At 54.0% G+C, this 16,971-nt stretch carries 15 protein-coding genes; 14 read left to right on the top strand and 1 reads right to left on the bottom strand.

All coding sequences use genetic code 11. The features are described from left to right. Window positions 1-22 precede the first annotated feature (22 nt). The 14 genes from lpxB to rpoS all read left to right on the top strand — a co-directional run bounded on the left by lpxB (window position 23) and on the right by rpoS (window position 16,559). Complete coding sequence (gene lpxB / locus ACK3CJ_RS17445) at window positions 23-1,180, top strand: lipid-A-disaccharide synthase (protein ID WP_409523481.1); 1,158 nt, start codon at window positions 23-25, stop codon at window positions 1,178-1,180. Then, window positions 1,180-1,779: a ribonuclease HII gene (gene rnhB / locus ACK3CJ_RS17440; protein ID WP_409523479.1), complete on the top strand. Its 600-nt coding sequence runs from the start codon at window positions 1,180-1,182 to the stop codon at window positions 1,777-1,779. Before lpxB ends, rnhB begins: the two co-directional genes overlap by 1 nt. A gap of 4 nt (window positions 1,780-1,783) precedes the next feature. Further along, entirely contained in the window at window positions 1,784-5,293 is a 3,510-nt protein-coding gene (dnaE, locus tag ACK3CJ_RS17435; RefSeq protein WP_409523478.1) for a DNA polymerase III subunit alpha, read from the top strand. Window positions 5,294-5,393: 100 nt separating this feature from the next. Continuing rightward, on the top strand, window positions 5,394-6,353 hold the full coding sequence (gene accA, locus ACK3CJ_RS17430) for an acetyl-CoA carboxylase carboxyl transferase subunit alpha (RefSeq protein WP_409523477.1): 960 nt from the start codon (window positions 5,394-5,396) through the stop codon (window positions 6,351-6,353). Between the two features lie 21 nt (window positions 6,354-6,374). Next, the gene (gene tilS / locus ACK3CJ_RS17425) at window positions 6,375-7,736 is read left to right on the top strand and encodes a tRNA lysidine(34) synthetase TilS (RefSeq protein ID WP_409523476.1); all 1,362 of its coding nucleotides are present in this window, start codon (window positions 6,375-6,377) and stop codon (window positions 7,734-7,736) included. Between the two features lie 54 nt (window positions 7,737-7,790). Beyond that, window positions 7,791-9,419: a CTP synthase gene (locus tag ACK3CJ_RS17420; RefSeq protein WP_409523475.1), complete on the top strand. Its 1,629-nt coding sequence runs from the start codon at window positions 7,791-7,793 to the stop codon at window positions 9,417-9,419. Between the two features lie 39 nt (window positions 9,420-9,458). Then, on the top strand, window positions 9,459-10,751 hold the full coding sequence (eno, locus tag ACK3CJ_RS17415; protein ID WP_409523474.1) for a phosphopyruvate hydratase: 1,293 nt from the start codon (window positions 9,459-9,461) through the stop codon (window positions 10,749-10,751). 95 nt (window positions 10,752-10,846) lie between these two features. Continuing rightward, window positions 10,847-11,110, top strand: coding sequence for a cell division protein FtsB (gene ftsB / locus ACK3CJ_RS17410; RefSeq protein ID WP_409526613.1), 264 nt, complete (start codon window positions 10,847-10,849; stop codon window positions 11,108-11,110). Continuing rightward, window positions 11,107-12,168: a tRNA pseudouridine(13) synthase TruD gene (truD, locus tag ACK3CJ_RS17405; RefSeq protein WP_409523473.1), complete on the top strand. Its 1,062-nt coding sequence runs from the start codon at window positions 11,107-11,109 to the stop codon at window positions 12,166-12,168. The genes ftsB and truD overlap by 4 nt, the downstream gene beginning before the upstream one ends. Window positions 12,169-12,261: 93 nt before the next feature. Continuing rightward, a complete protein-coding gene (gene surE, locus ACK3CJ_RS17400; RefSeq protein ID WP_409523472.1) occupies window positions 12,262-13,017 on the top strand; it encodes a 5'/3'-nucleotidase SurE in 756 nt (251 codons plus the stop codon). A gap of 26 nt (window positions 13,018-13,043) precedes the next feature. Then, window positions 13,044-13,682, top strand: a complete 639-nt coding sequence (locus ACK3CJ_RS17395) for a protein-L-isoaspartate(D-aspartate) O-methyltransferase (RefSeq protein ID WP_409526612.1) — start codon at window positions 13,044-13,046, stop codon at window positions 13,680-13,682. A gap of 13 nt (window positions 13,683-13,695) precedes the next feature. After that, window positions 13,696-14,616, top strand: coding sequence for a DUF368 domain-containing protein (locus tag ACK3CJ_RS17390; protein WP_409523471.1), 921 nt, complete (start codon window positions 13,696-13,698; stop codon window positions 14,614-14,616). Between the two features lie 14 nt (window positions 14,617-14,630). Next, entirely contained in the window at window positions 14,631-15,506 is an 876-nt protein-coding gene (locus ACK3CJ_RS17385; protein ID WP_409523470.1) for a peptidoglycan DD-metalloendopeptidase family protein, read from the top strand. 39 nt (window positions 15,507-15,545) lie between these two features. After that, on the top strand, window positions 15,546-16,559 hold the full coding sequence (gene rpoS, locus ACK3CJ_RS17380; protein WP_409523469.1) for an RNA polymerase sigma factor RpoS: 1,014 nt from the start codon (window positions 15,546-15,548) through the stop codon (window positions 16,557-16,559). Window positions 16,560-16,601: 42 nt separating this feature from the next. Here rpoS and fdxA read toward each other — a convergent pair whose 3' ends face one another. After that, window positions 16,602-16,925: a ferredoxin FdxA gene (gene fdxA, locus ACK3CJ_RS17375; protein WP_409523468.1), complete on the bottom strand. Its 324-nt coding sequence runs from the start codon at window positions 16,923-16,925 to the stop codon at window positions 16,602-16,604. Between the last annotated feature and the right edge of the window lie 46 nt (window positions 16,926-16,971).

Genomic DNA, 16,971 nt, shown 5'->3' with positions numbered 1-16,971 from the left:
GTGCTGCAATGAGCCTGGTGTTATGACGCGCGTACTCAAGGTTGCCATCGTTGCCGGTGAAGCATCTGGAGATATTCTGGGTGCTGGCCTGATTCAGGCACTCCGGCAACAATATCCCCAGATGCAGGTTGAAGGTATCGGTGGGGAGCTGATGCAGGCTCAGGGCTGTGAGAGCCTCTTCCCGATGGAGCGACTGTCGGTGATGGGACTGGTCGAGGTACTGGGGCGGTTGCGTGAACTGCTTGGAATACGTCGTCAGTTGGTTAAGCGCTGGATGCAGCAGCCACCTGATCTCTTCATCGGCATAGATGCCCCAGATTTCAATCTCGGTCTTGAGCAGAGCATGCATGAAGCCGGTGTCACGACGGTTCATTATGTCAGCCCATCTGTCTGGGCATGGCGCAAAAAGCGTGTGCACAAAATCAAGCGCAATACCGATCTGATGTTGACCCTCTTTCCGTTTGAGGCGGCCTTTTATCAGGCGCATCAGCAACGTGTGGCCTTTGTGGGGCATCCTTTGGCTGATCAGATCCCCCTGCAGCCGGATCAGCATGCGGCCCGTGCCTCTCTGGGGCTGGATCATGACGCACAAGTGATAGCGTTGCTGCCTGGCAGTCGTGCTGGTGAGGTGACCCAGCTGGCAGCCCCTTTTCTTGACGCCGCACGTATTCTGACGCAGAAACGTCCTGGCCTTGTTTTTGTGCTGCCGGCGGCCAGTCAGTCACGCTATGATGAGCTGCAGCGCATTATTCAAAATCAGTACCAGGATCTGGAAATACATCTGGTTCTGAAAAACTCACATCAGGCGCTATGTGCCTGCGATGCGGTTCTGATTGCCTCAGGCACCGCGACTCTGGAAGCGATGCTGTGCAAGAGACCGATGGTGGTTGCCTATCGCATGTCGCCGATAACCTTCCGAATACTCTCTTATCTGGTGTCCATCACCTCCGTGTCACTGCCAAATCTGCTGGCGGGACGTCAGTTGGTACCTGAAGTGTTGCAGAATGAGGTGACACCGCAGCGATTGGCGGATGAGATAGAGAGCCTGCTGGATGATCAGATAGGGCGTCAGGCGCTGTTGGCGGAATTTACACAGTTGCACCAGTCCCTGAGGCTGGATGCCGATGTGCAGGCGGCCAGGGCGATCAGCGAGTTGCTGATAGACAAGGGGACGTTGTGATGGAACCATTTACGTTGGATCATATCCCGACAAACTTGATTGCCGGTGTGGATGAGGTGGGGCGTGGTCCGCTGGTCGGTAATGTCGTTGCAGCCGCGGTGATTCTGGATCCGGCTCGGCCGGTTGTGGGGTTGGCCGACTCCAAAAAACTCAGTGCGGCACGGCGTGAAGCGTTGGCTATTCAGATCAGAGAGCAGGCGCTGGCCTGGTCGGTTGCCTGGGCTACGCCTGCCGAAATTGATGAGTTGAATATTCTGCATGCGACCATGTTGGCAATGCAGCGTGCGGTGGGCTCCCTGTCACCGCTGGCTGAGTTTGCGCTGATCGATGGTAATCGTTGTCCAGCGCTACCTTGTCCGTCACAACCTGTCGTTAAAGGGGATGCTCGCGTGCCTTGTATTGCTGCCGCGTCGATACTGGCGAAGGTCTTTCGTGATGAAGAGATGGCTGTATTGGATCAGCAGTACCCCGATTATGGATTTGCCCGGCACAAGGGCTACCCGACACCCGAACATCTACAGGCGCTGAGGAATTTTGGCGCGCTGTCTGAGCATCGTCGAAGCTTTCGGCCGGTGCGTGAACTGCTGATAGAAGGTTAACGTGATGACTGATCCCGGTTTTGTCCATCTTCGAGTACATACGGAGTACTCCCTCTATGACGGGCTGGTCAAGGTCAAGCAGTTGGTGGCCGAGGCTGCGCGCCAGAGGATGCCAGCTGTCGCGGTGACGGATCAGACCAATCTCTATGCGCTGATCAAGTTCTATAAAGCGGCGCTGGGAACCGGTATCAAGCCGATCTGTGGGGTTGATTTCTGGGTCTATGATGCTGACGAACCACTTGCGGAACCAACCAGATTAACCCTGCTGGTCCGCAATGGGCGTGGCTATCGAAACCTGATGGAGCTGGTATCACGAGCCTATGCCGAAGGGCAGAATCTGGTGCAGGATCGTGCCGTTATCCTGTACGACTGGATAGTGGAGAAGTCAGAAGGGCTGATTGCGCTGTCCGGTGCGCGTGAAGGTGAGATAGGGCGTGCACTGCTGTCGGGCAATACCGACTTGGCCAGAGAGTCATTGCAGCGATGGATGGAGCTGTTTCCGGGTGCTTTTTATCTGGAGGTGCAGCGCACCGGGCGTGTCGGTGATGAAGAGGTTGTGCACGGCAGCGTCGAGTTGGCGCACGAAACCGGCTGTCCGCTGGTCGCCACCAACGAAGTGATGTTTCTGCGTCAGGATGACTTTGATGCGCATGAGGTGCGAGTCTGCATCAACCAGAGCGTGACGCTGGAAGATCCTACCCGTCCCCATGCTTACTCGGATCAGCAGTATTTTCGTTCCGCCGAGGAGATGGCGGAGGTTTTTTCCGATATTCCCAGTGCGCTGACCAACAGTGTCGAAATAGCCAAGCGCTGCAATATTGAGATAGAGCTGGGTGTCTACTATCTGCCCAAGTACCCCGTGCCCGAAGGGATGTTGATGGATGATTATTTCCGTCTGGTATCCAAAGAGGGGTTGGAGGAGCGGCTTGAGGTTCTGCTGGATCGGGACGCACCTGATTATGCTGAACAGCGTAAAGTCTATGAGGATCGCCTGGACTTTGAGCTGGATATCATCATCCAGATGGGCTTTCCCGGCTACTTCCTCATCGTTATGGACTTTATCCGCTGGGCCAAGGATAACGGTATTCCGGTCGGCCCGGGACGAGGCTCGGGTGCGGGTTCTCTGGTGGCCTATGTGCAGAAGATCACCGATCTGGATCCGCTGGAGTATGATCTGCTGTTCGAACGTTTCCTTAACCCGGAACGTGTCTCCATGCCCGACTTTGATATTGATTTCTGCATGGATAATCGCGACAAGGTGATCGACTATGTCGCTCAGACCTATGGGCGCGATGCGGTCTCTCAGATCATCACCTTCGGTACCATGGCCGCGAAGGCGGTGGTGCGAGATGTTGCCAGGGTGCAGGGGAAGCCCTTCGGTCTGGCGGATCGCCTCTCCAAGTTGATCCCCTTTGAAGTAGGTATGACACTGGGCAAGGCCTGGGAGCAGGAGGAAGCGCTGCGTGACTTTGTCAACGGCAGCGAAGAGGCCCAGGAAATCATGGAGATGGCCTACAAGCTGGAGGGCGTGACACGTAACGTCGGCAAGCATGCCGGTGGTGTCGTGATTGCCCCGACCCGGCTGACCGATTTTTCCGCGACCTATTGTGATGAACATGGTCAGGGTCTGGTGACCCAGTTTGACAAGAATGATGTCGAGGAAGCCGGGCTGGTGAAGTTTGACTTCCTTGGCCTGCGTACGCTGACCATCATCGACTGGGCTCTGCGAACGGTGAATACCTTGCGCAGGCGTCAGGGAGAAGCCGATATCGAGATTGAGCATATCGATCTTGAGGATCAGGCTGTTTTCAAACTCCTGCAGCGGGCAGAAACGACGGCGGTCTTCCAGCTTGAGTCCAGCGGCATGAAGGATCTGATCCGTCGTCTGCAGCCGAGCCGCTTCGAGGATATCATCGCTCTGGTGGCGCTGTTCCGTCCTGGCCCCCTGCAGTCGGGGATGGTAGATGACTTCATCAACCGTAAGCATGGTCGTGCCGAGATGGCCTGGCCACATACCGATTACCAGCTCGACAGTCTGCAGCCGGTGCTGGAGCCAACCTACGGTATTATCCTGTATCAGGAACAGGTGATGCAGATTGCGCAGGTGATGGCGGGTTACAGCCTGGGTGAGGCTGACCTGCTGCGCCGTGCGATGGGTAAGAAAAAACCAGAAGAGATGGCCAAGCAGCGTCAGGGCTTTCTGGATGGTTCGGCGAACAACGGCATTGATGTGGGGCTTGCCGGTAATATTTTTGATCTGGTGGAGAAGTTCGCCGGATATGGTTTCAACAAGTCACATTCGGCGGCTTATGCTCTGGTCTCGTATCAGACCGCGTGGCTGAAAACGCACTATCCTGCCCCCTTTATGGCGGCGGTCATGTCCTCGGATATGCAGAACACCGACAAGGTGGTGATCTTCATTGAGGAGTGCCGTCAGATGGGGCTGACGCTCAAGCTGCCGGACGTCAACGCCGGTGAATTCATGTTCACCGTTAATGATGCCAATGAGATCATCTATGGTCTCGGGGCGATCAAAGGGGTAGGCGAAGGGCCGGTCGAGGCGATAGTTGAAGCGCGCAGCGAAGGTGGCCCGTTTGTTGATCTTTTCGATTTTTGTGCCCGCGTCGGTGCTAAAAAGCTGAACAAACGAGTGCTTGAGGCGCTGGTGCGCTGCGGAGCACTGGATAGCCTGGGAACACATCATAGAGCGGTTCTGTGGGAGTCAATAGGCGCGGCGCTGCAGGCGGCGGATCAGGCAGCGCGTAATGTTGATGCTGGTATGTTCGATCTCTTCGGTGAAGTCGAAGCTGAATCGCCGTCTGATCCCTATATCGAATTCGCACGTGCCCGCGAGTGGACAGACAAGGAACGACTGCAGGGCGAGAAGGAGACGCTGGGGCTCTATGTCACCGGTCATCCGATCGATGAGTATGAGCGTGAACTGTCGCATGTGATCAGCAAAAAGCTGGTCGAGATCCAGCCCGCACGGGGGCGCTCGCAGAAGATGGCCGGCCTGGTCGTGGATCTGCGCATGAAAAAGACCAAGAAAGGTCAGCCACTTTGCTTCATCACGCTGGATGATCGCAGTGCACGTATGGAGGTGACACTTTTCGGCGAAGCCTATGAGCAGTTCAAGCATCTGGTGGCGCGGGATGTGATTCTGATCATTGAGGGCGAGGTGGCACAGGATGACTATAATGGTGGCATCAAGGTGCGTGGCAATACGGTTGCGACCCTGACACAGGCGCGGGCCCGCTATGCCGAGGCGTTGCAGGTTGATTGTACTGAGAAGCAGCTGGGCCGCCTGCAGATGAAGCAGTTTTCCGAGCTGCTTAAACGTCATGTCACGCCGACGGATACACTACCGGTGACGTTGCGTTATCGCCGTCAGGACGCCCAGGGGCTGTTGCAACTGGGGGATAAGTGGCGTGTCGCGGCCTGTGATGAATTATTGATAGCGCTTAAAGATCAGTTCGGCGATAAAGCCGTTTCGCTGGTCTATTCCGCTTCATGAACAGGCTGGTGATCGCTGCTGGCAACAGGTAGAATCGTCTGCTGAATAGAATTCTGACATTTATACTCAAAAAGTTACTTTTAAAAAGATATGGAAGCACATGAATCCTAACTACCTCGATTTTGAACAGCCCATCGCAGATCTGGTGGCCAAAATCAATGAGTTACGCCATGTAGGTGCGGGTAATGAAGAGCTCAATCTGTCAGAAGAGATTGAGCGCCTGCAGGAAAAAAGCCGCAAGCTGACCCGGTCGATCTTCTCTGATCTGAGCGCCTGGCAGATATCACAGCTGGCGCGGCATCCTCAGCGTCCTTATACCCTGGATTACGTGGCTCAGGCTTTTGATGATTTTGATGAGTTGCATGGTGATCGTCACTTTGCTGATGATCAGGCGATCGTGGGTGGTCTGGCGCGCCTGGATGGTCGCCCGGTCGTTGTGATCGGTCATCAGAAGGGGCGTGAAGTCAAAGAGAAGGTAAAGCGTAACTTTGGCATGCCACGCCCTGAAGGCTACCGCAAAGCGCTTCGTATCATGGAGATGGCTGAGCGTTTCAATCTACCTCTGCTGACCTTTATCGATACTCCGGGTGCTTATCCGGGTATTGATGCTGAAGAGCGTGGCCAGTCTGAGGCGATCGCCTACAATCTGGCGAAGATGTCCCAACTGAGAACGCCGATCATCTCCACCGTTATCGGTGAGGGTGGTTCAGGGGGGGCGCTGGCTATCGGTGTTTGTGATGAGCTGCTGATGCTTCAGTATGGTACCTATTCGGTGATCTCTCCTGAAGGCTGTGCGTCAATCCTGTGGAAAAGTGCTGAACGCGCTTCGGATGCGGCCAAGGCGATGGGTATTACGTCCGAAAGGTTGCATGAGTTGGGGCTGGTCGATCAGGTCATTCCCGAGCCACTGGGGGGGGCGCATCGCGATCCAGCTGCCATGGCTCAGAGTATCAAACAGCATCTGCTCGAAACCCTTGATCGTCTGGATGGCTTTTCTCATGATGATCTGCTGGAGCGTCGCTATAAGCGACTGCTATCTTACGGTCTGCATGAAGACTAAAAAGCGTGCCTGTTGAGCGCCATGTCGGATCTTCTAGCTGATTTTTTCACTGAATGCCGACAGGCGCTTGCTGATCAGCATCAGATCAGTCGCTGGGTCATCGGCTACAGCGGCGGCCTCGATTCCACCGTTTTGCTGGCCCTTGCGGCCCAAATCTTTCCCACTGCCTCTCTGCACGCGTTACATATCCATCATCAGTTGCAGTCTGAGGCGGATGCCTGGGCAGCCCATTGCCAGGCCTTCAGCAAACAGTTAGGTGTTCCCTGCACAGTGATCCATGTACAGCCTGAGGGGCGTTCTGAGAATGCGGCACGTGATGCCCGCTATCAGGCATTCACTGAATGGCTCGAACCAAGCGATTGCCTGCTGCTCGGGCATCATGCCGGGGATCAGAGCGAAACGCTGCTGTATCGGCTCATACGCGGTGCGGGTGTCAATGGTCTCTGTGGGATCCCTGCCACTCGCGGGCTGGGGCAGGCGATGTTGCTGCGTCCTCTGTTGGCGTTCAGTCGCTCACAGCTCGAAGGCTGGGCCAGAGAGCAGGGTCTCGACTGGATAGAGGATCCGAGCAATCAACATCAGCACTACGATCGTAACTTTCTGCGCCATCAAGTGCTGGATCCACTGCGTGAACGTTGGTCTCATCTGGATCGACGGCTCAGTGATACAGCTACCATGATGACTGAAGCGCGTGATCTGCTGGAGCAGCTGGCCAGGCAGGATCTGCTTCCTCTGCAGAGTGAATCCGGTGCGCTTGATCTGTCAGGCCTGAGACAGCTGGCCGAATCACGCCAGCATAATCTGCTCAGATATTGGGTAGGGCAATCTGGCTATGCCTTGAATCGCAAGGATTTACTGTCGATCAGGCAGCAATTTCTGGAGTCGAAAGAGGATGCTCAGCCGCAGTTGCGTCTCGGACGGTCTCTGCTTCGACGCTATCGTCAGCAACTGTTTCTGTTGCAGCCTGATTTGGCCTCCCGATCGGTGCTGGCTCCGGCGGAAGTGCGGATAGCACTTGACAGGGCGGTGACCCTTGAGCTTGCTGGCGGTGTGCTTGAGGTAGTACCAGGTAGCTATGCTGCTCTGTCCGATGAGGCTGGCCTGTCCAGTGAGGATCTGCCACAACTGTTGTTTGCCTACCGGGCGGGCGGAGAGGTGCTTTGTCCCCTTGGGAAAGGGTTTTCGGTCAGTCTGAAGCAGTTGTTTCAGGATGCTGGGGTGCCGCCCTGGCTCAGGCAGGAGTGGCCGCTATTGATGCTGGATGGCCAGATTGCGGCGGTGCCGGGCATCTGCAACACGGAGCTGCTGGCTGACTTTGCAGGGCTAAATTTTATCTGGCGCCCTTTTTCATTGTCGGGACGACCTTTTTTTGTTAGTCTGTAGCCCCATCTTGATTACGTTTTTTCCCTCCAAACATCACGATCTTACGGGTTTTGCATGACGCGCTATATATTCGTCACCGGCGGTGTAGTGTCCTCTTTGGGCAAAGGTATCGCTTCAGCTTCGCTGGCGGCCATCCTTGAGGCCCGCGGACTAAAAGTTACCATGCTCAAGCTGGATCCCTATATTAATGTGGATCCCGGCACTATGAGTCCTTTCCAGCATGGAGAGGTTTTTGTTACCGATGACGGTGCAGAAACCGACCTTGATCTGGGCCATTATGAGCGCTTCATTCGTACCACCATGACGCGTCGAAACAACTTCACGGCAGGCCGGGTTTACCAGCATGTGCTGAGCAAGGAGCGCCGCGGCGACTACCTGGGCGGTACCGTGCAGGTGATTCCGCATATCACGGATGAGATTAAACGCCGTGTTATCGAAGGTGCCAGCGGGGCCGATGTCGCGCTGGTTGAGATCGGCGGAACGGTAGGTGATATTGAGTCTCTGCCATTTCTTGAGGCAGTCAGACAGTTGCGGACCGAACTCGGGATGGGTAAGGCGATGTTCATGCACCTGACGCTGGTGCCCTATATCGCCACGGCCGGTGAGACCAAGACCAAACCGACCCAGCACTCTGTCAAAGAGTTGCGATCCATCGGTATCCAGCCGGATATTCTCGTTTGCCGTTCTGAGCAGCCGCTGCAGGATTCATCCCGCCGCAAGTTGGCTCTTTTCACCAGCGTTGAAGAGCGTGCGGTGATCTCTCTGCCCGATGCCAACTCCATTTATGCGATTCCACGGATGCTGGCCGAGCAGGGGCTGGATGAGATCGTTATTGATCGCTTCCGTCTTGAGTGTAAGCCGGCAGACCTGAGTGACTGGGATCGTGTGGTCGATGGCATGCTCAACCCGGATGGCGAAGTGAAAATTGCCATGGTTGGTAAATACATGGAGCTGCTCGACGCCTACAAGTCGCTGATAGAATCGATTACTCATGCTGGCATTGCTCTGCACAAAAAGGTCCGAATCGAGTACATCGATTCCGAGCGTGTCGAGAAAGAGGGTGTTGATATACTCAGGGATGCACATGCGATTCTGGTGCCTGGCGGCTTTGGTGAGCGAGGCGTGGAAGGCAAGATTCTGGCGGCACGCTATGCCCGTGAAAACAAGGTGCCTTACTTGGGTATCTGTCTTGGCATGCAGGTCGCTGTTATCGAATATGCACGGCATATGGCGGGGCTTGAAGGTGCCAACTCGACCGAGTTTAACAAGCAGTCACCGCACCCTGTGATTGGTCTGATTACTGAGTGGACTGACCTGAGCGGTAAAGTAGAGCAGCGCTCTGATCAGACCGATCTGGGTGGAACCATGCGCCTCGGAGCTCAGTTGTGTCATCTGCTCGATGGCTCCAAAGTGGCTCAGGTGTATGGCTCGACTGAAGTTCGCGAGCGCCATCGTCATCGCTATGAGGTAAACAACCATTACGTTCCTCTTCTGGAAAAAGCCGGGCTTGTGATTTCCGGTCGTTCCGAAGATGGTGAACTGGTAGAGGTGATTGAAGTGTCGGATCATCCCTGGTTCGTTGCCTGTCAGTTCCATCCGGAATTTACCTCGACGCCACGTGATGGTCATGGCCTGTTCACCGGTTTCATTCAGGCCGCACTGGACCATCAGGCGCAAAACTGACCGTTTTTTGATTTAAAACTTGTTGGAGAGTTGTAGAAGATGCAGATCGCAGATATCAAAGCCCGTGAAGTGCTGGATTCACGCGGTAATCCGACCGTTGAAGCCGATGTGATCCTGAGTAATGGCATCATCGGCAGTGCTTGTGCTCCGTCTGGTGCATCCACCGGTTCGCGTGAAGCGCTGGAGCTGCGTGACGGTGACAAGGGGCGCTATCTGGGTAAGGGTGTTCTGAAGGCTGTTGCTGCAATCAAAGGTGAGATTCGTGATGCCTTGCTGGGTATGGATGTGACCGACCAGCGCGCACTTGATGATAAGATGCTGGCTCTGGATGGTACCGAGAACAAATCCAATCTGGGCGCTAATGCAATTTTGGCAGTCTCTCTGGCGGCAGCCAAGGCTGCGGCAGTGGCCAAGGGTATTCCTCTCTACGCTCACATTGCAGAGCTTAATGGCACTCCCGGACAGTTCTCCATGCCGGTTCCGATGATGAATATCATCAACGGTGGTGAGCATGCCGACAACAACGTTGATATACAGGAGTTCATGGTCCAGCCTGTGAACTTCACATCCTTCTCTGATGCGCTGCGTTGTGGCACAGAAATTTTTCATGCCCTCAAGGCTGTGCTGCAGTCTCGTGGTCTGAGTACGGCTGTCGGTGATGAAGGTGGTTTTGCGCCAGATCTCGGTTCCAACGAGGAAGCGCTGGTGGTTATTCGTGAAGCGGTGGAAAAAGCCGGTTACGAGCTGGGCAAGGATGTTACTCTGGCTCTGGACTGTGCCTCCTCCGAATTCTATAAGGATGGCAAATATGATCTGGCTGGCGAAGGTCAGGTGTTTGATCCTGCTGGCTTTGCAGATTATCTGGCGCGCCTGAGCAATGACTACCCGATCATCTCCATCGAAGATGGTATGGATGAGTCCGACTGGGCTGGCTGGGCTGATCTGACCAATAAGATCGGTGACCGTGTACAGCTGGTCGGAGATGACCTGTTTGTAACCAATACACGTATTCTCAAGCGTGGTATTGATGAAGGTATTGCCAACTCCATCCTGATCAAGTTCAATCAGATAGGGTCCCTGTCTGAAACCCTGGATGCGATCAGAATGGCGCAGGCTGCAGGCTTTACTGCCGTTATCTCTCATCGTTCCGGTGAAACGGAAGATACCACGATCGCTGACCTTGCTGTAGGGACAGCGGCCGGACAGATCAAGACCGGCTCTTTGTGCCGCTCTGATCGTGTCGCCAAGTATAACCGCCTGCTCCGCATTGAAGAGGAGCTGGGTGTGAAGGCGATCTATAAGGGCCGCTCCGAAATCAAGGGTCAGAGCTGAGAAATCACTGAACAGATAAGGGGGGCTACGGCCCCCCTATCTATATGTACATGAGGTATGGTGTGTTTCGGTGGCTGTTGATTCTTCTGGTGTTGATGCTGATCGGATTGCAATACCGACTCTGGTTTGGTGAGCCAAGCCTGCGCCAGGTATGGGAGCTGGAAAAGCAGATTCAGTCCCAGGTTGAGGAAAATCAGCAGTTGGCTGAACGTAATCAGCGCCTGGAGGCTGAGGTAATGGATTTGAAACAGGGCCTGAAAGCGATCGAAGAGCGTGCGCGTAGCGAAATGGGTATGGTGCGAGAGGGGGAAACCTTCTATCAACTGGTCGAGCCTGCTCCTGAGAGGAGTCGTCGATGACGCAGTTGAAGGCAGATCCTGAGCAGTTGCCCTGGCTATATGAGAGACCTCAAGGCAGTGCCCGGATAAGGGTGCAGCCGGAGGATTTCTGTGTGTCTGAGGAGCTGGGTTTCGAACCCTGCGGGGAGGGTGAACATCTTTTCCTGCAGATCCGCAAAACAAGCGAAAATACCGACTGGGTTGCACGTCAACTGGCTAAATTCTGCGCCATTGATCCGCGCCATGTCACCTATGCCGGTAAGAAAGATCGTCATGCAGTCACAGATCAGTGGTTTTGTGTGCATTGGCCGATCGCTTCGCGCGAGCCATCCTGGTCACTGTTTGAATCTGACACCATTAAAGTGTTGCGTAGCGTACGTCATCAACGCAAACTCAAGCTGGGTACTCTCAAAGCCAATCACTTCAGTATAAGATTGCGTGATGTGACGCATCCCGATGAGCTGGAAAGGCGCCTCGGCTTGATCGTATCGGGAGTGCCGAACTACTTTGGTGAGCAGCGTTTCGGCCATGCCGGAGGTAATCTGCTCAAGGGCGACGCGCTGATCAGCGGAGTGCTTAAAGAGCGGCAGCGACATAAGCGTGGTCTGTATATCTCGGCACTCAGGTCTTGGTTGTTCAATGCTGTCGTTGCTGGCCGTATCCGTCAGGGCTTATGGGATAACTTGCTGGCCGGTGATGTGCTGATGCAGCGTGAAGGGCAGAGTTGTTTTGTTGAAGATGGCAGTGCTGATCTGCTTGATAGGATTCGTGCGGGAAGTCTGCACCTGACGGCCCCGATGTGGGGCAGGGGTGAGCTGATGACTCAAGGCGCGGCCGCTGAACTGGAGCGCAGCCTGATTGCCGATTGGCAGGTCTGGGCCGATGCTCTGGTGCAGCTGGGTTTGAACCAGGAGCGTCGTGCTATCAAGCTGATACCGGGTAATATGACGGTGACAGCCGAAACAGATCGCCAATGGCTGGTAAGCTTCAGTTTGTCGACGGGTTCATTCGCGACCAGTGTTCTGCGCGAAGTGTGTCATCTTGAAAATGAACAGCAGATTCATTCCTTAACAGATTAGCGTTACATTAGAATAAAATCAGAAGAATTCAGAAGAATTCAGAAGAATTCAGAAGAATTATGGGCGTCACAGTGCAGACGTGTGAGAGTTGAAATGAAAATACTGATCTCCAATGATGATGGAGTTTATGCGCCGGGGTTGGCAGCTTTGGCTGCGGCTCTGGCCAAGGATGCCGAAATCTGTGTTGTTGCTCCTGATCGCAATCGCAGTGGGGCGAGCAATTCGCTGACTCTGGATCGTCCACTTGAATCTCATCTGCATGAAAATGGCTTTTTCAGCCTGAATGGCACACCGACAGACTGTGTGCATCTTGGGCGCAGTGGTTTGTATGTCGAGGGCTTTGAGCCGGATATCGTGGTTTCGGGTATTAATGCCGGTGCCAACCTGGGCGATGACGTTCTGTATTCCGGAACGGTAGCCGCTGCCACTGAGGGGCGTACCCTTCGCCTGCCTCCCATCGCGGTATCCTCGCATAGCTTCTACCCGGAGTACTATGAGGTAGCTGCTGAGGTGATCAGAATGCTGGTGCGTAATCTGGAGTCTCTGGTTGTTGCGCCGCGTACGGTGTTGAATGTGAACATACCGGACCTGCCGATGGAGCAGATCCGTGGTGTACATGTTACCCGACTGGGTCATCGAGTTGCCGCAGATCAGCCGGTTGAGGTCCTGGATCCACGAGGCCGTAAGCGCTACTGGATAGCTGGTGCTGGTGATGCCGCTGATCGTGAACCGGGTACTGACTTTTTTGCTGTCGAGAATGGATTCGTTTCCGTAACACCGCTGCAGATCGACATGACACACTACTCAGGGATGGATAATCTTGCCAGCTGGTTAGAGGAAAAACTGTGACTGAGTTTGATGTTCAGGGGATCGGCATGACATCGCGCCGTACCCGGGAGCGATTGATTCAGCGACTGCGTGAGCAGGGCATCAGTGATATGCGTGTTCTGGATGTCATGCTGGATACGCCACGTCATCTGTTTCTTGATGAGGCGTTGGCGCACAGGGCTTACGAAGACACAGCACTTCCGATCGGCTTCAATCAGACCATCTCGCAGCCATATATAGTCGCACGAATGACTGAGGTGCTGCTTGCAGCAGGTCCCTTGGAAAAGGTGCTTGAAGTGGGAACCGGGTCTGGTTATCAGACTGCCGTGCTGGCGCGTCTGGTGGGGCAGGTTCACTCTGTCGAGCGTATACGCCCGTTGCAGGAAAAGGCTAAAGATAGATTCAAGAAGCTGAAACTTTATAACATCATCTGCCGTCACAGTGATGGTACGATGGGGTGGCCCGATAATAAGATGCAGTTTGATGGCATCCTGGTGACAGCTGCGCCCGAACAGGTGCCTGATGAGTTGCTTCAACAGTTGGCTCCAGGTGGGCGGCTGGTGATTCCGGTGGGCAGAGATCAGCAGCAATTGAAACTGATTACGCGGCTGGAAAGTGGTGGCTTTGAGACTCAGGTGCTGGAATTTGTCCGTTTTGTACCTCTGCTAAGTGGCACAATTCGCTGAACAGGAATCATCTATGCAGCAGCGTAATATCCGTCAGTATCTTTGCCTGACGGGCAAGGGAGTGTTGATGGGGGCGGCTGATGTCGTGCCCGGAGTGTCCGGTGGCACTATCGCGTTCATCACCGGTATTTACGAAGAACTGATTTTCAGCATCCGGCGTTTTGATATTCAAGCGATTAAGATCTTATTTCAGCAAGGCCCTGTGGCCTGCTGGCAGCATATTAATGGTAACTTTCTACTGGCACTGGTCGGCGGGATTATGCTGAGTATCCTGAGTATTGCTCAGGTGATCCTCTATTTGCTTGAGACTCATCCTATCCCCTTGTGGTCCTTCTTTTTTGGCTTGATTCTGGCATCCTGCTGGACGGTGATGCGGCATATTGATCGTATTACTCTGGATCGGATACTGGTGTTTGTCTTTGGAGCTGCGGTTGCGCTTTTGATCACTTCTCTGTCACCGGCGATTATTCAGCCAGGTATGGGAATGATTTTTTTCTCGGGAATGATTGCTATTTGTGCGATGATTTTGCCGGGGATATCGGGCAGCTTTATATTGCTGTTATTGGGGATGTATGCACCGGTCCTGTCTGCTCTGCGGGGATTCGATCTGCAGTTCTTGATGCTGTTTGCGACCGGCTGTATTCTTGGCCTGATGAGCTTTTCAAGAGTGCTGAGCTGGGCCTTTACCAATTACCGGCCTCTGACGCTGTCGTTGCTTGGTGGGTTTATGCTAGGGTCGTTGAATAAAGTCTGGCCCTGGAAGTACACCATGTCCTACACCATTAATCGTCATGGTGATGAAATACCGCTGGTTCAGGATAATATCCTGCCAGCCTCTTATGCCGAGCTGACTGGGCATGACCCACTGATCTGGTTCGCCCTGTGTCTGATTCTGGCTGGTGGGGCACTGGTTCTGTTACTGGATAGGAAATAGTGAAAGGGGGGCTGGTGTTCAGGTCTTATGACTGGCTAAGGATGCCATTAATTGCATCTCTGGCGGTCTGGTTGACTGCCTGCTCCACCGGCTATGCTCCTGTCTCTGATCGGACCCGTTCGTCTTCGTCTTCACAGCCGACCAGTACGGCCGATAACCGGACAGCACTACCAAATTCTGGCACTTATACGGTCGTAAGGGGCGATACCCTGTATTCCATCGCCTGGCGCTACGGTCTGGATTATCGACAGGTGGCAGCCTGGAACAATATCGATGGTCGCTATCAGATCTTTCCGGGCCAGAAGCTGTCGTTGCGCTCTGCAAACCAGGCAGTCTCAGCATCAACAGCTCCGGTAAGCACGCAGTCGCCTGCGTCTACCGCCGCTCCTGCATCGACCTCCGCATCTGCAGCGGGTTCTACTGCTCCAGTCGCTGCTGCACCTGCCAGACCTGCGGCAACGTCGACAGCACCTGCTTCAACGCCAGCGGCTACTCCCACAGCTCCTGTTTCCACCGGTCCTGTCAGGTGGCAATGGCCTGTTGCCGGTAAGGTTATCACTGGTTTCTCTGCCCGTGCAGATGGCAATAAAGGGCTTGATATTGCCGGTAGTGCCGGTGACCCGGTCTTCGCAGCTTCTGATGGGCGAGTAGTGTATGCTGGCAGCGGGCTGCTCGGATACGGAAATCTGGTCATCATCAATCATAACCATCAGTTTTTAAGTGCGTATGCCCATAACAGTCGCATTCTGGTGAATGAAAATGATATGGTTAAAGGCGGTGAAAAAATTGCCGAAATGGGTAATACGGGAACCGATCGTGTCAAATTGCACTTTGAAATAAGGCAGGATGGAAAACCGGTTGACCCAGTGCGTTTTTTACCGAAAAGGTAGTAATATCAGGTAAATTCCTGAACAGGTAGAGGTGATCAGATGGAGTCGATCGACAATAACGATAAGCATGATGATGAGTTTGGTCTGGATCTTGAGCTTGATGCTGAGGAGAATGAAGATGACCAGCCTGAAGATGCTGTCGATGATGAAGATCTGGCGCAGTTAATGGCGGGTGGAAGGGGGCGTGGTACACCTGCGCACAAAGACCTTATGAATGCCAAAAGTCTGGATGCGACGCAGTTGTATCTTAACGAGATTGGCTTTTCGCCACTCCTGTCTGCTGAGGAAGAGGTTTACTTCTCGCGTCTTGCGCTGCAAGGGCAGGAAGCCGCTCGCAAGCGGATGATTGAGAGCAATCTTCGCCTTGTCGTCAAGATCGCCCGCCGCTATATCAATCGTGGGCTGACACTGCTCGATTTGATCGAAGAGGGTAACCTGGGTCTTATTCGTGCAGTGGAAAAATTTGATCCCGAGCGTGGCTTTCGCTTTTCAACCTACGCGACCTGGTGGATACGTCAGACGATTGAGCGTGCCATCATGAATCAGACACGTACGATCAGGCTGCCGATTCATGTCGTCAAGGAACTCAATTTATACCTTAGGGCTTCGCGTGAACTGGCGCAGAAGCTTGATCATGAGCCCAGGGCCGATGAAATTGCAGAGCTGGTGGACAGGCCTGTGTCCAGTGTCGAGCGGATGCTGGGGCTGAACGAGCGGGTTTCCTCAATCGATATACCGGCCGGTGGCGGCAGTGATAAGCCGCTACTTGAAACTATTGCCGACCACGAGTCATCAGATCCAGAAACTCTGTTACAGAACACCAATATCAGCGGCAATCTGAATCGTTGGCTGGATATGTTGCCTGAAAAGCATGCTGAAGTACTGTCACGACGCTTTGGTTTGCGTGGGTACGAGATGAGTACGCTGGAGCAGGTGGGACTTGAGATAGGTCTGACTCGCGAGCGTGTGCGCCAGATTCAGGTCGAGGGGCTGCGCAAGTTACGTGAGATCGTTGAAAAGAACGGCCTCAGTGGTGAAGATCTGCTGCAGTGATGAGCTTTCAGCCGGGAAGTCACTACTTCCCGGCTGATTGGATCAGCGTTCCAGGTGTTTGAGCTTGTCTTTCACACCATCCCACTCCTTGGCATCTTCCAGTGGCTCCTTGCGCTCACTTATGTTGGGCCATACCTCAGCCAATTCGCTGTTCAGTTCATAAAAGTGCTGCTGATCCGCAGGCAGGTCATCCTCATGATGTATCGCCTCTGCCGGGCATTCAGGCTCGCATAGCGCGCAATCAATGCACTCATCCGGATTGATCACCAGAAAGTTGGGTCCTTCATAGAAACAATCAACCGGGCACACTTCAACGCAGTCGGTATATTTGCAGCGGATGCAGTTCTCGGTAACGATAAACGCCATGTGGTATCCCTCGGGCTGTTTTCTGTTGTCTAACTATAGTGATTCG

Origin of the sequence: Nitrincola salilacus (assembly GCF_046271865.1) — a bacterium.
GTDB lineage: Bacteria > Pseudomonadota > Gammaproteobacteria > Pseudomonadales > Balneatricaceae > Nitrincola > Nitrincola salilacus.
This window is presented reverse-complemented; position numbering and strand designations above follow the sequence as displayed.

What these genes read in the sequence shown, in the direction of transcription:
- fdxA (WP_409523468.1), bottom strand. Translation starts at nt 16,925, where the DNA reads ATGGCGTTTATCGTTACCGAGAACTGCATCCGCTGCAAATATACCGAC.
- surE (WP_409523472.1), top strand. Translation starts at nt 12,262, where the DNA reads ATGAAAATACTGATCTCCAATGATGATGGAGTTTATGCGCCGGGGTTG.
- accA (WP_409523477.1), top strand. Translation starts at nt 5,394, where the DNA reads ATGAATCCTAACTACCTCGATTTTGAACAGCCCATCGCAGATCTGGTG.
- rnhB (WP_409523479.1), top strand. Translation starts at nt 1,180, where the DNA reads ATGGAACCATTTACGTTGGATCATATCCCGACAAACTTGATTGCCGGT.
- dnaE (WP_409523478.1), top strand. Translation starts at nt 1,784, where the DNA reads ATGACTGATCCCGGTTTTGTCCATCTTCGAGTACATACGGAGTACTCC.
- eno (WP_409523474.1), top strand. Translation starts at nt 9,459, where the DNA reads ATGCAGATCGCAGATATCAAAGCCCGTGAAGTGCTGGATTCACGCGGT.
- ACK3CJ_RS17420 (WP_409523475.1), top strand. Translation starts at nt 7,791, where the DNA reads ATGACGCGCTATATATTCGTCACCGGCGGTGTAGTGTCCTCTTTGGGC.
- tilS (WP_409523476.1), top strand. Translation starts at nt 6,375, where the DNA reads ATGTCGGATCTTCTAGCTGATTTTTTCACTGAATGCCGACAGGCGCTT.
- rpoS (WP_409523469.1), top strand. Translation starts at nt 15,546, where the DNA reads ATGGAGTCGATCGACAATAACGATAAGCATGATGATGAGTTTGGTCTG.
- ACK3CJ_RS17395 (WP_409526612.1), top strand. Translation starts at nt 13,044, where the DNA reads ATGACATCGCGCCGTACCCGGGAGCGATTGATTCAGCGACTGCGTGAG.
- truD (WP_409523473.1), top strand. Translation starts at nt 11,107, where the DNA reads ATGACGCAGTTGAAGGCAGATCCTGAGCAGTTGCCCTGGCTATATGAG.
- lpxB (WP_409523481.1), top strand. Translation starts at nt 23, where the DNA reads ATGACGCGCGTACTCAAGGTTGCCATCGTTGCCGGTGAAGCATCTGGA.
- ACK3CJ_RS17390 (WP_409523471.1), top strand. Translation starts at nt 13,696, where the DNA reads ATGCAGCAGCGTAATATCCGTCAGTATCTTTGCCTGACGGGCAAGGGA.
- ftsB (WP_409526613.1), top strand. Translation starts at nt 10,847, where the DNA reads ATGCTGATCGGATTGCAATACCGACTCTGGTTTGGTGAGCCAAGCCTG.